This is a genomic window from Psychrobacillus sp. NPDC096389, from assembly GCF_044762855.1.
GTDB lineage: Bacteria > Bacillota > Bacilli > Bacillales_A > Planococcaceae > Psychrobacillus.
This window is the reverse complement of the sequence record NZ_JBIWFB010000006.1, coordinates 75,313-90,881: the sequence shown is the minus strand read 5'-3', so window position 1 is coordinate 90,881 and position 15,569 is coordinate 75,313. Positions and strand designations below refer to the sequence as shown.

The window sequence follows — 15,569 nt, the reverse complement described above, 5'->3', positions numbered from 1 at the left end:
GTAGATTCCTCCCTACAATCAATTTCTTAACATTATCATATCCAATAATTTCTGAAAGTAAAAATTGCACCTTGCTGTCCACTGATTTTTTCCAAAGCTTACTACCAATTACATCTAATAATCCCTATCAAGCATTTTAATAGTTTATTTATGTTATAATAGAAGTATCGCTATTTGCGTAAAAAAACTAGAATAGAGGCAGATACATGAGTTTCCAACGACAACCAAAAGAAGTTTCAGACTTCGTAGCAGCACGGAAAATTGATGAGAAGATCTCTTTTACTCGTAATGATTGTGAAGTACAAGGTACTATTTTCAAAATTTTAGAACACTCTGTTATTGTCGAAATATCGACGGAAGATGCGAAAAAGATCAATGTTCCTTCCAATTTAACAGTAGTGTCACATAAAAACTATACAGTGGTATAACGGTTAATTTCTTCAAGGAAGGCTTTTCCGTACTTATCTCGTTTATTTGCACCTACGCCGTGCACTTCTAAAAATTGTTCTTCGGTTTGCGGACGCTTTACACACATATCTTGCAGTGTTTTATCAGAAAAAATAACAAACGGTGGTACACCTGCTTCGTCCGCAATTTTTTTCCGAAGTACTCTTAAACTTTCAAATAATGGATCGCTTTTCGCAATTTGTTTTGTTACCGCTACTCCTTTACGCATTACTTGTCTTTTTCCAAGTAATACATCTTTTCCTTTATCCGATACATATATCGTCGGCAAACTACCGTGATTTACTAATAGAATCCCTTCTGAAATCATAAACTCCATTAATCCCGATACTTCTTTTAAAGACTGGTCTTTTAATATTCCATAAGTAGATAACTTCGTAAAGCCGAAATCTATCACTTTTTTGTTTTGTGAACCTGTCAGTACTTGTGCTGTAATCGTTTTTCCAAACTTCTGCCCCATACGAACAACACAGGATAATACCATTTGTACTTCTTTTGTAACATCTTGTACTTCCCTTGAATCTGTACAGTTTGCACAGCGTCCGCAAGCTTTCGCGTCTGGTTCTCCAAAATAAGTCACGATAAACTGCTGTAAACAATTTTCCGTATGACAATAATCGACCATCCCTTGTAGCTTCTCTAACTCCCCTGGAATTCGGTCTCGATCCAATGCTTGGTCGATTAAAAAACGTTGGGTTTGTACGTCTTGGGATGCATATAACACAACACATTCACTAGGTAGACCATCTCGTCCAGCTCTTCCGGCTTCTTGATAATAACTCTCCATATTTTTCGGAAGTTGATAATGAATGACGTATCTAACATTCGATTTATCAATACCCATTCCAAACGCATTTGTTGCTACCATCACTTGTGCTTCATCCGTTAGAAAACGCTCCTGCTCTTTATTGCGAAATGCTTCAGGTAGCCCTGCATGGTACTTTGCGGTGCGCACTCCGGCTTTATTTAGCAATTCATATAGCTGATCCACCGTTTTTCTTGTTGCCGCGTAAATAATCCCTACTTCTTGCGCATTCTTTTTAATAAAATCTTTCAGGAATTTAGTTTTATCTTGTCCAAGTACGACAGAAAAAGTTAAATTGGTACGTGCAAATCCTGTAATCACTGTGCTATCTTCATTAATTTGAAGCAATCTACATATATCTGCACGAACTTCTGGAGTTGCCGTCGCTGTTAATGCAAGTACGACCGGTTCTACTTCAAATACGTCCTTAAGTCTATGGATTGCACGGTAGCTTGGTCTGAAATCATGCCCCCATTGAGAAATACAATGCGCTTCATCGACTGCGATTAATGGTACTTTGACACGTTTTAATTGGTTTAAAAAGCTTTGAGATTCTAATCGTTCAGGTGCTATATATAGTAAACGATACTGTCCATTTTGCACTTCTTCCATCGTTTCTCTTACTTCTTCTGCAGTTAATGTACTGTTGATGAAAGTTGCAGAAATGCCTGCTTGCACTAAAGTATCTACTTGATCTTTCATAAGGGAAATAAGCGGGGAAATAACAATAGTAGTTCCATCTAACAGTAGAGAGGGGATTTGATAACAAAGTGACTTTCCGCCTCCTGTAGGCATAACACAAAGACTTGAATGACTGTTTAATACGTATTTAATAATTGTTTCTTGTCCTTCTCGAAAGGAATCGTATCCAAAATAATTTTGTAATAATTGACGAGCATTTTCGAGCATTCTTGTACCTCCTATCTATTTAAGAAAAAAGGAAAACAGATTACTTTCTGCTTCCCTTTTTGTTTGTTTGTTGCAGATTTGGTTTTGGGTCAACTTTTTGAACGTCAGGTTTTAGTAATATGTAGCCAAGTCCTCCCGACATTATACAAGCACCTATTGTAATAAGGACCTTATGGAGAATCGGTACATCCGTATGGTCCTTCAGTATCCATGTAGCGAGTATTGCTACCACGACCATAATCGGAATGACAACTTTCGACTTTTTCACAACGAACTTCCTTCCTCGTACATATGTATAGTATATTGTACCATAAACAGTTCTTTAAGGAGCGAGTGAGAGTATATCCATCTAGTCTTCTTCACTATATTCTCTTTGATATTTTATACAATATGGGGATAATGTGTGGCAAGGGAGTATCCGCTGAGATTTTCGCAGCAACCGGACGCTTTCCGTGGGCATGGCCTTAGCCTCCTCGTCGCTAGCGCTCCTGTGGGGTCTGCGGCTCATGCTTTTCCCACAGGAGTCGCCGGCTGCTGTGAAAATCAGTAGAACTTGCTTACTTTTTCAGTATCATCTGGCTTAAAACAATCATCTTTTCATGTAGAGCATGCAGTAAATGGCTTAGAGCAACTAACTGGTCATTGAAAGCAACTAGTTTTAGTCTGAGAGCGACTAAATCAAGTATGAGAGCAACTAAATCTCCCACGAAAGCGATTAATTCTTACAATAGCAAGTTTACTCGGAGTTAAACAGCTACCACTTTTACATATAATGGTAACACCAACCCTGAAAGCCCTTCAAACTCGCCTGTCCGGCATCTGCTAGACAGGTTTGTCGTGTTCGAGAGGTATTTTGTTGCCTTCAAGATGTATATTGTCTTGTTCAACCACTTATTGTTAATATCGTCTCTACATAAGTATGCAATTTTTATTGATTTTTGCTGCAGCGCATTATCTCTATATCACGTTTAAATAGAAGTAAGTTACATTCTTTGTGTGATTTGGAGATACGTATTCATACACCATAGATTTTACAATTTCCTAGAGCATAACAAATAGCCGCATTTTCCAGTCAGAAAATGCGGCTATTATTAAACTATATTATTGACCTGTATAACTAATTTTTCCTGTTTCAAGTAATTCTTTCAATCCCATGAACATTAAATTCCAACCATGTTCCGATCCATCATGATATTCTCCTAGCGCTTTCTCAATATCAGATTCTGTCCAATTTTCTTCATGTGCAACATGAATCTTTTGTGAAAATGTCATTTCGCAGCCTTGGGGAAGTTCTTTTAGCTCTACCGTAATTATATCTTCTAATTCACTAAATTGAGGCATTTTAAAAGTAAATACCAATTTTTGAGGAGGATCTATTTCAAGATATTCTCCAATTGCTCGGTAATCTTGACCACCTCGATGATCGACGATTTCCCAAGTTCCCCCTACTTGAGGATTATTTTGTGCAACCTTGTTTGTCCCCTCCAATGTAAAAAACCATTTTCTCATCATCTCAGGGTTCAGCCATGCATCAAAAACTCGCTCTGGGGCTACGTCAAATGTTCTTGTCATTGTTAAAGTGGTTGTTGATAAATTGTTCATGTTCTTGCTCCTTTTATCGTTTAATGTTCTTTCCTTTTTGCCTTCATTAGCTCACTTTCAAGGAGATCAAAGCGCTTGTTCCAAAACTTCTCGTAAAAATGAAGCCATTCTGTTGCTTGAGATAGTGACTCCGTCTTTAAGCGGCATATATGCGTTCTTCCGTTTATTATCCGCTCGACTAAATTTGCTCTTTCCAAAACTTTTATATGCTTTGAAATTGCAGCTAAGGACATGTCAAACGGTTCCGCAAGTTCTGAGACCGTCCTTTCTTCCGTTGCCATCATACGAATCATATCTCTTCTCGTGTCGTTCGCTAAAGCTTGGAAAACTTCATTTAGATTGTCTTCATTTTGATTAACCATGAAGTTAAATATAATTGATTCCCGTTAGATATTCAACTATATGGTTAAATATAATAAATTATATTACCCAATTTAACGCATTTCTTTTATTTAAGTACTTTCATATGTGATAATAAAAGAAAAACAAACTTCGAGGATGACAATCATGCATAAAGAAATAGACATAAAAGTAAAAGATGCACTAGCACAAGACTTACAAAAAGGAGTTCCTATTTTACTAAAAGACGGGTTCGACGAAATAGACTCTTTACAAGAAGGTGCAATTTTAAAACTGCGCAACCCTGCGGGCAAGTTTGTCGGTAAAGGCTATGTCGGTAAGCAAAATAAAGGAATAGGCTGGCTTCTAACGAAAAATGAAAGCGAACCAATCGACACTTCCTTTTTCCAAAAGAAAATTGCAACTGCAATTCAACATCGCGCGGATTATTTCGATAGTAGCGATACGACTGCTTTTCGTGTATTTAACGGAGAAGGCGATGGAATTGGCGGCTTAACGATTGATTATTTCGATGGTTTTTACTTAATCAGCTGGTATAGTGAAGGAATTTATTCATTTAAAGAAATGATATTAGCTGGTCTGGAAGCTTCTGTGACCTATAAAGGGATTTATGAGAAAAAACGCTTCGATACAAAAGGTCAGTATTTGGAAGATGATGATTTTGTCAAAGGGGAACGTGGAGAGTTTCCACTAATCGTGAAAGAAAGTGGACAAAACTTTGCTATCTACTTAAACGATGGAGCTATGGTTGGTGTATTTTTGGACCAACGTGACGTTCGAAAAAAGATTCGAGATGCTTATTCTAAAGGAAAAACAGTGCTTAATACGTTTTCTTATACGGGTGCTTTTTCTGTTTTCGCAGCTGCAGGTGGTGCAACGAAAACGACAAGTGTGGACCTTGCAAAACGTAGCTTAAGTAAAACTACCGAGCAGTTTGAAGTGAACGGAATCGACGCGGAGAAACAAGACATTATTGTAATGGACGTATTCGATTACTTTAAATATGCTAAACGAAAAGAATTAGCTTTTGATGTAGTAATTCTCGACCCACCAAGCTTTGCACGTTCTAAAAAATACACCTTTAGCTCATCTAAGGATTACACGAACTTATTGAAAGATACGATCGCTATTACAGAAAAAAATGGTGTCATCATAGCCTCTACCAACAACGCTACGTTTGGTATGAAAAAGTTCAAAACTTTTGTCGAAAAGGCATTCAAAGATAGTAATCGTAAGTACACAATTGAAGAAGAGTTTTCACTTCCTAGTGATTTTAAAACTTCTCCACTATTTAAAGAGGGGAATTATTTGAAAGTATTGTTTGTCAGAACAAAATAACACGAATAGGCGCTAGTTTCTAAAAACCTCCTGATTGCTAAATAATCAGGAGGTTTTTTGCTATTCCCATTCATTTAGGCTTAATTGAATAGTAGCATGGTAAACTAAATGTCTATTATATATACTGAAAATATAGAAAAGTATGAGATGAGTATTTAAAATTGACTACTTGATTCTAGATTAGAACGAAGTGGAATCGGGTTTAAAAGGAGATTATGTACAATTGGAAGAGTATGTGGAATCTGTCGATTATAAAAAAATTTGTGATGAATTATACGATGGGATTTATATCGCTGATGAAAAAGGAAAAACTTTATATGTGAACAAGTCTTATAGCAGAATAACTGGTTTGTCCCCCGACCTCGTCCTAGGTAAGTATGTAATTGATCTTATGAAGGAAGGTCTGTACAAAAATGCAATCACACCGGACATTATTAAAACAAAAAAACCGATTAATGCAATGGCAGAAATTCGTACAGGGGTAAAAGTATTACTCTCCGGATCCCCTATTTTAGATCAAGAAGGCAATATAAAGAAAGTCGTCGTTATTAACCGAGACATGTCAGATCTATTGGATATGCAAAAGAAACTCGTTGCCTCCCAAAATGAAATTGAACATCTAAGGAATTTACAAGTTACGAATAAGTTAATAGGAAAAAGCGATGAGATCCAGCCTATTATGCAAATGATTCATCAAGTAGCCAATTTGGATGTAACTGTTCTTATAACCGGAGAAACTGGAGTAGGCAAAGAAGTGATAGGAAATGAAATTTATAAAAATAGTGACAGACATGACAAACCTTTTATAAAAGTGAATTGTGCTGCAATTCCCGCAAATCTACTAGAAGCAGAGTTGTTTGGATACGAAGCTGGCTCCTTCACTGGAGCATCTAATAAAGGGAAAATCGGTATGTTCGAATTAGCCAATAAAGGTACATTGCTGTTAGATGAAGTTGGAGAAATGCCCCTTGAATTACAATCAAAACTGCTAAGAATTATCCAAGAAAAAGAGGTCACCCGCGTTGGCGGAACAAAACCAATTAAACTCGATGTTCGAATCCTCGCTGCTACTAATTGTGATTTATATGAACTAGTGAAAACCGGGAAATTCAGAGAAGACTTATATTACAGATTAAATGTATTTCCTATACATATACCTCCCCTTCGAAATCGTTTTTCAGATATTGAATTATTAACGCAGCATTATTTAGACATTTACAACACGAAATATGGAAAACAAGTAGTATTCGATCGTGAAGTCACTGAGGTATTCAAAACGTATACATGGCCAGGAAACATAAGAGAATTACAAAACGTGGTGGAGCGATTAGTTATTACCTCTGATAAATATAAAAAAATTAATACGGAATTAGCCAGAAAAATATTAAATATGGAGCCAGAGAGCACAGAAACATCAACTGGTGAACTAAGCCTGAAAGAAATTGTAGAAAATGTAGAAAGGAAAATAATAGAAAAGGCATTAAAAGACTATGGCAGTACGAGAAAAGCAGCTGCAGTATTAAAAATTAGTCAATCATCCGTAGTAAAAAAGGCAAAAAAATTAGGAATTCATATAAGTGATTAAAAAAGGAATCAGAACTGATTCCTTTTTTAATCGCCTACTAACATCAATAATTGACAGATAATTATGTTTTTTATTATATATCGATGAATTATTTCATCACTTTATTTTACAGAAGGAAAATAAGCCTTTATCATTCTGCTTTTTTATAGTTGGCACACAAATTGCATTATAAAAGTGCGTAAGCAATTATAGAGAAAACGGGGGTAAAAAGGGATGGAAAAATTAATCATTACAGTAGCACCAACTGGATCACAAACTACTCGGGAACATACACCATATGTGCCATTATCACCAAAGGATATTGCCGATTCCGTTTATGAATCATGGAAAGAAGGGGCAGCCATTGCGCATATTCACGTTAGAGATCATAAAGGAGACAATACGCTTGATCTAGACACGTATAAAGAAGTAATTGATCGAGTCCAAGATAAATGTGACATTATTTTAAACCTCACAACTGCCGGAGGATTAGTGAACGATGAAGAAGCAAGATTAAAAGTTTGCGAGTTAAATTCAGAAATGGCGACATTTGATGCAGGCACAATGAACTTCGGTCAAGAGGTTTTCCATAATACTCCTTCCTTTTTAGAAGAGTTGGCAGCGGTTACAAAAGAACGTCAAATTAAACCGGAAATTGAGATTTTTGATGTTGGAATGATAGATAATACTTTAAGAATCGCAAAAAAGGGATTATTGGAAGAACCATTCCATTTTCAATTTGTATTAGGGATTCATGGGGGAATGCCAGCGACCCCTAAAAATCTCATGTTTTTAGTGGATAGCATTCCTAAAGGTTCCACTTGGTCAGCTATAGGGGCTAGTAAGGAGCAACTAACGATTAATACGATGAGCATCCTTTTAGGCGGTCATGTTCGAGTTGGAATGGAAGATAGTGTGTACTACCGTAAAGGTGAGTTAGCTACTACAAATGCTCAATTTGTAAAAAGAATAGTAGAGTTAGCTGGTATTTTAGGAAGAGAAGTTGCTACACCAGATGAAGCAAGAAAAATTTTACAACTATCCAAAAAATTAATTAAGGGGTGACTTTCATGAAGATAGGCGTATTGGGAGTAGGTTCACTTGGGACAATTATCGGGGCACTAATCACGAAAGGAGGATATGATGTTGATTTGATAGATATCAATCAACGAAATGTAGATGAACTAAATCAAAATGGAGCAAAGATAACAGGCTTTTTAGAAGAAATCATCCCTGTAAAAGCAAAACATCCGGACCACTTAAGCGAAAAATATGATTTGATATTTCTACTAACGAAGCAAGTTTACACAAAAGACTCACTGGAAAACATTCTTCCTTTTTTAAATGAGGATAGTGTGGTGTGTACGTTGCAAAACGGTATACCAGAAGAAAATGTTGCCGCTATTGTTGGGAAGGAAAGAACGATTGGCGGTGTCGTAGGCTTCGGGGCTACTTGGAAAGGACCCGGGGTATCCGAACTTACAACGAAACTAGAAGTAGTGAAAAAATATGCTTTTGATATTGGGGAACTTACAGGAGAAATCACCGAACGATTAATTACAATCAAAGACATTTTGGAAACGGTTGGTTATTGCGAAATCATTACTAATATTAATGGGATGAAATGGTCTAAGCTGTTAATGAATGCCACCTTTAGTGGAATGTCCGCTGCATTAGGGTGCACATTCGGAGAGGTATTAAATAATCAGGACGCCATGAAAAGCTTAGCAAACATCGCCGACGAAACGATTAAAGTTGCACGAGCGAATAATGTTCAACTAGTAGAAATGCAAGGGAAAGACTTTGAATTTTTAGAGTTGGAAAAGCAAGAAGACATCCCTGAGAAAATGGCATTTTACGAAGAAGTTTGGGGACCTCATGCAAATCTTAAAGCTAGTATGTTACAAGATTTAGAGAAAGGTCTTAAAACAGAAATCGATTTTATTAATGGGCATGTATCGAAAAAAGGAAGAGAGAAAAATATTCCCACTCCTTATAATGATTTAGTCTGTGCCCTTGTAAAAAAATCAGAAGAAACGAAAGAACTGCCTATCTTTGCTGAAAATATGAAGGAATTTAACCTAGTGAGCGATGAGCAAAAAACATTCAATTGAAAAATAAAATGTAGGGATGGGCGGACATTAGTGCGCCTATTCCAAAATGATATATGAAAAAGGACGGTGTAACCAATGTTTATCGAAGTTATTGCTATTCTCATCTCATTAGGGTTACTTATATTCTTAGCCTATCGGGGTTTTCCAGTTATCGTCATCGCTCCTATCGTCACATTATTAGCAGTCGCTCTTTCTGGTATGGCTTTATTACCAAGCTATACAGAAGTATATATGCCGAATTTGGCAAACTATATTAAAACATGGTTCCCTATTTTTATTTTAGGTGCAGTGTTCGGAAAGTTAATGGAACTAAATGGAGCTACGACTGCAATCGCGAAACAAATTATGAACATCTTTGGGATTAAAAGAGCACTATTAGCGACAATAATCGCTTGTTCTATTTTAACTTATGGCGGTGTTTCTTTATTCGTTGTAGTTTTCGCGGTATATCCATTTGCTGCAGCAGTTTTTCGAGAGGCAGGTATTCCAAAGAGATTCATCCCTGCAGTAATTGTTTTAGGTGGGTGTACATACACAATGGATGCTTTTCCAGGTACACCTCAAATCCAAAATATTATCCCGACAAACTATTTTGGGACTGATGCATATGCGGCTCCAATCACAGGAATTGTAGCAGGGTTAGTTATCTTCTTCCTAGGTTACCTCTGGTTAGCAAAAAGAGTGAAGAAAGCAAATCTAGCTGGAGAAGGTTACGGAGAAGGACATACAAACGAACCAGTCATTGATCCAAATGAAAAAGTAATAAACTTTTGGGTAGCAATTATTCCTTTAGTAGCAGTTGTTGTTCTTAACTTTGTATTTACTAAAACAAGTTTCGCAGTTAGTCACTGGTATTCACCTGAATTATTGGAAAGTACTTTCAATATCCAAAACTTGAGTAGCCTAAGTTCTACATGGGCACTTATTGTCGCACTTGTAGTAGGGATTATCGCTGCGCTCTTTATCAATATCAAATCATTTACACCTTCTAAACTCTCTTCTGGACTCACTTTGGCTGCAAGCGGTTCCTTGCTAGCCGTGTTCAATGTAGCATCAGAAGTAGGTTTTGGAAATGTTGTAAAAACACTACCGGGTTTTGAAGTCATCAGAAATGCAATTACGGGAGTCTCTTCCCATCCATTAATATCGGAGTCTATTGCCGTTAACGTACTAGCTGGTGTAGTCGGATCAGCATCAGGTGGGATGTCTATTGCTCTTGAAGTAATGGGGCAACATTATCTGGACTTAGCGAATTCTATGGGGATTGATCCGGAATTTCTTCATAGGGTTGCCTCCATGTCAGCAGGCGGTTTAGATTCACTGCCACATAGTGGTGCAACAATCACTATCCTTGCCATTTGTGGTCTTACTCATCGCCAATCATATGGAGATATTTTCGCAATTACAATTATGAAAGCACTTGTAGCGTTTGGTACAGCTGTAATACTATCTTTCATTGTATAATGACAAACAGAAAGGGCGTCCCAATAACAAATGGGACACCCTTTTCTTTGTAAAGATTATAAATATCTCGTTTTTACTTAATAATAAATATACGGACTTTTTTAGAGACTTCTAAATATCATCCACGTTGTACAATAGTGGCGACTCCTTGACCACCGCCTATACATAAAGTGGCTAGTCCAGTTTTAGCGTCACGCTTCTCCATCTCATGCAATAACGCCACTAATATACGTACTCCACTTGCACCAATGGGATGCCCTAGTGCAATCGCACCGCCATTCACATTTAATTTTTCCGCATCAAAGCCAAGCTCTCGATCTACAGCGAGTGACTGTGCAGCAAATGCTTCATTCGCTTCTACTAAATCGATATCTGCAAGGCTTTTATTCGCTTTTTCTAATGCTTTGTTAACAGCTTTTACAGGGCCAATTCCCATTATAGAAGGATCCACTCCTGCACTTGCATTCGCAACAATCGTTGCTAATGGCTTAATCCCTAACTCCTCTGCCTTGCGCTTTGACATTACAACGACTGCCGCAGCTCCATCATTAATACCGGATGCATTACCCGCTGTTACGGAGCCGTCCTTTTTAAATGCTGGACGTAGGCTTGCTAATTTCTCCTCTGTAGAACTTGCTCGTGGAAATTCATCTCGATTAAATATAATTGGCTCCCCTTTACGTTGTGGGATTTCTACAGCCACAATCTCATGGGCAAAACGATTCGTTTCTATAGCGGCCACAGCACTTGCTTGGGAACGCGCTGCAAATTCATCTTGTTCCTCACGTGTGATGCCATACCGATCACATAAATTTTCTGCCGTTAACCCCATATGATAATCATTAAATGCACACCATAACCCGTCCAGAATCATACTATCTACTACTTTTTGATCGCCTATGCGGTAACCATCACGTGCATTTTTCAATAAATATGGTGACTGGCTCATATTTTCAAATCCACCTGCAACAATAATTTCTGCATCTCCAGCGACAATGGCTTGTGCCGCCAAGTGTACAGATTTCAAACCAGATCCGCATACTTTATTAATCGTCATCGCTGATACTTCTTGCGGTAATCCGGCTTGCATCGAAGCCTGACGAGCTGGATTTTGCCCTAGCCCTGCTTGCAGCACGTTTCCCATAATGACTTCATCCACTTGTTCTCCCTTTACACCGGCTCGATGTAGCGCCTCTTTAATAACGATAGCTCCAAGTTTTGTTGCTGGCACATCCTTTAGCGATCCTTGAAATGAACCGATAGCTGTACGTACTGCACTCACAATCACTACTTCCATTGTCATTTATTAGCTCTCCTTTTATATAACAATAATGATAGAACGAAGAAACCAAGCATGGTGTCCAAAATATACTTAAAATATATCGAATACTTTCTCTCCAAACATCTATTGTTCCATATAATATCTGGACGCTTTTAACTGGTGAATAAGCCTCCTATTAAATTGTTTCTTTATGTCCACACTTTGCTTTTCATCGTAATCAAAAAATCCTTTTCCCGTTTTAACGCCTAACTCACCAGCAGATACTTTACTTCTTAATAGCTCATTTGCTTGTTGGCTATTATCCATGACCTTCAACAAATTATCCCCAACTGTACACCAAATATCGAGCCCGCCCATATCAGCAATTTCCAGCTGACCAGCAGTAGCATAACGGAAAGCTGGACCAAATTTCAATGCACGATCCACATCCTCGTAAGAAGCAATACCTTGTTCAATAATCGAAAATACTTCCCGTGCGATACCTTGTTGAATTCGGTTCGCTACCAGGCCTGGTACATCCTTTAATACTTTAACGCGTTGCTTGTTAATCGATTGATAAAGCTTGTCGACTTCTTCATAAATATGTAATGGCATATTACCAAAAAAGGATAGCTCTACAATCGGCATAATATGAGCCGGATTATACCAATGATTTATCATCATACGTTCTTTACGCTTTTTGCTCACGTACGCCATCATACTTTCCAAGTCTAGGCTAGATGTATTACTCGCTAAAATTGTATGCTCGGGACAAAAGGCATCTAATTGTTTAAAAAGGTTTTGTTTTAGCTCTATCATTTCAGGCGCTGCTTCAATCACATAATCGCATTGTGAAACGGCTTCACGTAAGTCATTAAAGTAGCTAATATTTTGTAGCGCCTTCATAACAGTAGATTCTTCAATCACTTTTTCATCACATAAAATACGAAGCTCTTGTTCTATATCTCCTTCTACGCTGTTTAATCGCTTTTCATCTACATCGTATAAATGGATTTCATATCCGTTAATCGCGAAGCTCGTTGCAATACCATGGCCCATTGTGCCAGCACCTATTACACCAATAGTCTTGATCATTTATCGCACCTACCCCTATCTCAATCCTAAAATTTGTCGTGCTTCTTCGGGAGTGGCAACTTCTTTATTTAGTTCACGAATGATACGAACAGCTCTTTCCACAAATTCCGCATTTGATTTCGCTATTTGTCCCTTAGCATAATAAATGTTATCTTCCAAACCTACTCGTATATGTCCTCCCAGTGCCAATGTTGCGTATAGAATTGGTAAATGACCTTGCCCAATTCCAAATGCGGACCATGTACAATTTTCAGGAAGTAAACTTTTTAAATAGACGAGGTTTTCAACCGTAGCTGCTGTACCACCTGGAGCCCCAAGAACAAATTGATAATGTGTTGGTTCTGCAACCAGTCCTTTTTTTACATAATATAGGGTATTGTATAGCATACCAGCATCAAAGACTTCAATTTCTGGTTTCACGTTGTTATCGAGCATTACTTGACCAAGCTTTTCTAAAAAGGTTGGAGTATTTAAGAAAATTGTTTTGTGCATCCAGTTCATACTACCCGCGTCAAATGATGCCATTTCAGGTTTAAGTTCGATTAAATGTGCCATACGCGTTTCATCTGTTGCATTTAAATCACCTGAAGTTGTTAAATTTAAGATAATATCACATTCTCTTTCACGAACAAGCTCTACCGTTTCTTTAAACCTTTCTTTATTCATCGTGCCCTTACCTTCGTCGTCAATCATATGCAGATGCGCGATGGCAGCTCCTGCTTTCCAAACGTTAATAACATCATCTGCGATTTCTCTAGGTGTCAAAGGAATGTTAGGGTTTTTATCCTTCGCAGGAAATGCACCTGTCAATGCTGCTGTAATAATTACTTTATCTTTCATTTGTATCACTCCTTCTTTTTATTACTTTTTACTGCAAGATTCATGCCATAATGCAAATGGCTAAGAATAAGCATTCGTCAAATTAAAAAAGAAAAAACGATGAAAATATTCATCGTTTTTTCTTTTATTTTCATAAAGTTAGCACCATATATAGATTTTTCATGATGATATTATTCATCACCCTCGATGATTTATATCATCTATTGATAACAGCAACACTTTTAATATGTCTGTTTTGATCTAATTAATAATTAACTAATATTTCAACCCAATTTTGACCCCTTTTAGCCTTTCATTCGTATTAAGTAATAAGGAGGTGCAGTTGTTGAATGAATATGAGGTAGCGAATATATATAAGCAGTTTAGCCCGTCCATTTTCAGATATATGTCCTATTTAGTGCAGCATAAACAAGTAGCGGAAGATTTAACGCAGGAAGTTTTTATTCGCTTTGTCAGGATGGGAGATATACATAGAACACCAGTCGAAATTCAAGCTTGGCTTCGTAAAACAGCGCGAAATATTGCGTTTGACTACTTGCGTAGAAAACGGCTTATTGAATTTATTCCTTTTATATCAATCCATGAAAGAGTGGGTGAACACCCATTTTTTGAAATGGAGGAAGTTCGCGAATTATATATTGCTTTAGGAAAATTGAAACCTTCCTATCGGGAAGTCATCATATGGAGAAAGATTGAGGAACTTTCTACAAAAGAAACGGCGGAAATACTTAGTTGGAGTGAGGAAAAAGTCAAAAATACATTAAAACGAGCGATGCAGGCTTTGCGGAAAGAAATGGGAGGTGTGCAAAATGAATGAAGAAAAGATTTTTGAACAAATGCGGAGATTAAAGCAAACAGATACAGAACAAAACACATCTATCCAGGCAATTACGGATGCAACAGCAAAGCCAATCAAAAATTGGATGGTTTCTTTCATTAGCACTGTATCATTAGTCTCGGTATTTTTATTAACCTTTTATTTAGTGACATCCAATCATAATAGCTCTTTAACTTCCACATCTGACACTCAAAGCATTGAAAAAGTATATTATTTTACTAATGGAACTTGGGATGAGGATACATTTTTTGAAAAGTGGTCTCCTTTTTATTTACATGTTGGGGTAGTGAATGATCCGAAGATGCTTGATCAGTTCCAGTCTTTTTTACAAGACATAGTAACTCGTTCTAAAGAGGATTATTATAGTAGTTGGTCTGGTACGGATTTTCCAGCGATGGATGTCCTCATAATGTACGAGGATGGATCTGAACTTCGATTAAAAGAATTGAGTAGTTCTGTTTTTCTTGATATGGAATCAGATGAACTTTTTTATATTCCTTCTGATAGTTGGTTCGACTTTTCAAAGGAATTTTTTAAAAATCCTAATTCCAATTTAGGAAAAGTACTTGGAATACTTCTATTGTTTTTCATGCCGTTTTCCATGACACTTTGGTTCAAACACAAATTTCCTACTATCAAGCGCCGCGAATGGTCTTTAAACTGGACACATCATTTGCTAAATTATTTAGCCATTGTCCTTATATCTGGATTCTTCTGGGTTTGGGTTAGGGATCATGGAACCTTTCATATTGCTGCATACGCTGCATTATGGCTTATGTATGGAGCTTGCCAAGTAGCATATCGTTTGAAAAAAGGAGAGCATATGCGCTCTATTCAATTGACCATTATTAATCATCTAATTGGGACTGTTGCTTTAGTTTTATGTGTATTTGGGTTTTAATAAAGTATTTATA

The 15,569-nt window shown here is 37.2% G+C and carries 15 protein-coding genes; 8 read left to right on the top strand and 7 right to left on the bottom strand.

The genetic code is table 11. The features are described from left to right. Positions 1 to 206 precede the first annotated feature (206 nt). A complete protein-coding gene (locus ACIQ38_RS15340; RefSeq protein WP_402824746.1) occupies positions 207 to 428 on the top strand; it encodes a DUF2187 family protein in 222 nt (73 codons plus the stop codon). Here the strand turns inward: ACIQ38_RS15340 and recQ are convergent. From recQ to ACIQ38_RS15320, 4 genes are all read right to left on the bottom strand, one after another. Continuing rightward, on the bottom strand, positions 413 to 2,179 hold the full coding sequence (recQ, locus tag ACIQ38_RS15335) for a DNA helicase RecQ (protein ID WP_402824743.1): 1,767 nt from the start codon (positions 2,177 to 2,179) through the stop codon (positions 413 to 415). The genes ACIQ38_RS15340 and recQ overlap by 16 nt on opposite strands. A gap of 40 nt (positions 2,180 to 2,219) precedes the next feature. Next, on the bottom strand, positions 2,220 to 2,447 hold the full coding sequence (locus tag ACIQ38_RS15330) for a hypothetical protein (RefSeq protein ID WP_402824740.1): 228 nt from the start codon (positions 2,445 to 2,447) through the stop codon (positions 2,220 to 2,222). A gap of 833 nt (positions 2,448 to 3,280) precedes the next feature. Further along, entirely contained in the window at positions 3,281 to 3,781 is a 501-nt protein-coding gene (locus ACIQ38_RS15325; protein WP_402824737.1) for an SRPBCC family protein, read from the bottom strand. 20 nt (positions 3,782 to 3,801) lie between these two features. Continuing rightward, the gene (locus tag ACIQ38_RS15320; protein ID WP_402824734.1) at positions 3,802 to 4,143 is read right to left on the bottom strand and encodes an ArsR/SmtB family transcription factor; all 342 of its coding nucleotides are present in this window, start codon (positions 4,141 to 4,143) and stop codon (positions 3,802 to 3,804) included. Positions 4,144 to 4,288: 145 nt separating this feature from the next. Here ACIQ38_RS15320 and ACIQ38_RS15315 point away from each other — a divergent pair, with 145 nt between their 5' ends. The 5 genes from ACIQ38_RS15315 (at position 4,289) to ACIQ38_RS15295 (ending at position 10,621) form a co-directional block, all read left to right on the top strand. Further along, positions 4,289 to 5,479 carry a class I SAM-dependent rRNA methyltransferase gene (locus tag ACIQ38_RS15315; protein WP_402824731.1) on the top strand — a complete coding sequence of 397 codons (1,191 nt, stop codon included), beginning with the start codon at positions 4,289 to 4,291 and terminating at the stop codon, positions 5,477 to 5,479. Positions 5,480 to 5,702: 223 nt separating this feature from the next. Next, positions 5,703 to 7,064, top strand: coding sequence for a sigma-54 interaction domain-containing protein (locus ACIQ38_RS15310; RefSeq protein WP_402824727.1), 1,362 nt, complete (start codon positions 5,703 to 5,705; stop codon positions 7,062 to 7,064). A gap of 213 nt (positions 7,065 to 7,277) precedes the next feature. Further along, positions 7,278 to 8,108: a beta-keto acid cleavage family enzyme gene (locus ACIQ38_RS15305; RefSeq protein ID WP_402824720.1), complete on the top strand. Its 831-nt coding sequence runs from the start codon at positions 7,278 to 7,280 to the stop codon at positions 8,106 to 8,108. A gap of 5 nt (positions 8,109 to 8,113) precedes the next feature. Next, positions 8,114 to 9,157: a ketopantoate reductase family protein gene (locus tag ACIQ38_RS15300; protein WP_402824717.1), complete on the top strand. Its 1,044-nt coding sequence runs from the start codon at positions 8,114 to 8,116 to the stop codon at positions 9,155 to 9,157. A gap of 75 nt (positions 9,158 to 9,232) precedes the next feature. Then, a complete protein-coding gene (locus ACIQ38_RS15295) occupies positions 9,233 to 10,621 on the top strand; it encodes a GntP family permease (RefSeq protein WP_402824715.1) in 1,389 nt (462 codons plus the stop codon). Positions 10,622 to 10,739: 118 nt separating this feature from the next. Here the strand turns inward: ACIQ38_RS15295 and ACIQ38_RS15290 are convergent, their stop codons facing one another. From ACIQ38_RS15290 to ACIQ38_RS15280, 3 genes are all read right to left on the bottom strand, one after another. Continuing rightward, complete coding sequence (locus ACIQ38_RS15290) at positions 10,740 to 11,924, bottom strand: acetyl-CoA C-acetyltransferase (RefSeq protein ID WP_402824712.1); 1,185 nt, start codon at positions 11,922 to 11,924, stop codon at positions 10,740 to 10,742. Between the two features lie 102 nt (positions 11,925 to 12,026). Next, the gene (locus ACIQ38_RS15285; RefSeq protein WP_402824709.1) at positions 12,027 to 12,977 is read right to left on the bottom strand and encodes a 3-hydroxyacyl-CoA dehydrogenase family protein; all 951 of its coding nucleotides are present in this window, start codon (positions 12,975 to 12,977) and stop codon (positions 12,027 to 12,029) included. Positions 12,978 to 12,992: 15 nt separating this feature from the next. Then, positions 12,993 to 13,817, bottom strand: coding sequence for a beta-keto acid cleavage family enzyme (locus tag ACIQ38_RS15280; protein ID WP_402824706.1), 825 nt, complete (start codon positions 13,815 to 13,817; stop codon positions 12,993 to 12,995). Between the two features lie 325 nt (positions 13,818 to 14,142). On the opposite strand from ACIQ38_RS15280, the gene ACIQ38_RS15275 reads away from it, so the two are divergent. Both ACIQ38_RS15275 and ACIQ38_RS15270 read left to right on the top strand, forming a co-directional pair. Next, positions 14,143 to 14,634, top strand: a complete 492-nt coding sequence (locus tag ACIQ38_RS15275; protein WP_402824703.1) for an RNA polymerase sigma factor — start codon at positions 14,143 to 14,145, stop codon at positions 14,632 to 14,634. Then, the gene (locus ACIQ38_RS15270) at positions 14,627 to 15,556 is read left to right on the top strand and encodes a hypothetical protein (protein ID WP_402824700.1); all 930 of its coding nucleotides are present in this window, start codon (positions 14,627 to 14,629) and stop codon (positions 15,554 to 15,556) included. The genes ACIQ38_RS15275 and ACIQ38_RS15270 overlap by 8 nt, the downstream gene beginning before the upstream one ends. The last annotated feature ends 13 nt before the right edge of the window (positions 15,557 to 15,569 follow it).

What these genes read in the sequence shown, in the direction of transcription:
- ACIQ38_RS15340 (WP_402824746.1), top strand. Translation starts at nt 207, where the DNA reads ATGAGTTTCCAACGACAACCAAAAGAAGTTTCAGACTTCGTAGCAGCA.
- recQ (WP_402824743.1), bottom strand. Translation starts at nt 2,179, where the DNA reads ATGCTCGAAAATGCTCGTCAATTATTACAAAATTATTTTGGATACGAT.
- ACIQ38_RS15325 (WP_402824737.1), bottom strand. Translation starts at nt 3,781, where the DNA reads ATGAACAATTTATCAACAACCACTTTAACAATGACAAGAACATTTGAC.
- ACIQ38_RS15320 (WP_402824734.1), bottom strand. Translation starts at nt 4,143, where the DNA reads ATGGTTAATCAAAATGAAGACAATCTAAATGAAGTTTTCCAAGCTTTA.
- ACIQ38_RS15315 (WP_402824731.1), top strand. Translation starts at nt 4,289, where the DNA reads ATGCATAAAGAAATAGACATAAAAGTAAAAGATGCACTAGCACAAGAC.
- ACIQ38_RS15305 (WP_402824720.1), top strand. Translation starts at nt 7,278, where the DNA reads ATGGAAAAATTAATCATTACAGTAGCACCAACTGGATCACAAACTACT.
- ACIQ38_RS15300 (WP_402824717.1), top strand. Translation starts at nt 8,114, where the DNA reads ATGAAGATAGGCGTATTGGGAGTAGGTTCACTTGGGACAATTATCGGG.
- ACIQ38_RS15295 (WP_402824715.1), top strand. Translation starts at nt 9,233, where the DNA reads ATGTTTATCGAAGTTATTGCTATTCTCATCTCATTAGGGTTACTTATA.
- ACIQ38_RS15290 (WP_402824712.1), bottom strand. Translation starts at nt 11,924, where the DNA reads ATGACAATGGAAGTAGTGATTGTGAGTGCAGTACGTACAGCTATCGGT.
- ACIQ38_RS15285 (WP_402824709.1), bottom strand. Translation starts at nt 12,977, where the DNA reads ATGATCAAGACTATTGGTGTAATAGGTGCTGGCACAATGGGCCATGGT.
- ACIQ38_RS15280 (WP_402824706.1), bottom strand. Translation starts at nt 13,817, where the DNA reads ATGAAAGATAAAGTAATTATTACAGCAGCATTGACAGGTGCATTTCCT.
- ACIQ38_RS15270 (WP_402824700.1), top strand. Translation starts at nt 14,627, where the DNA reads ATGAATGAAGAAAAGATTTTTGAACAAATGCGGAGATTAAAGCAAACA.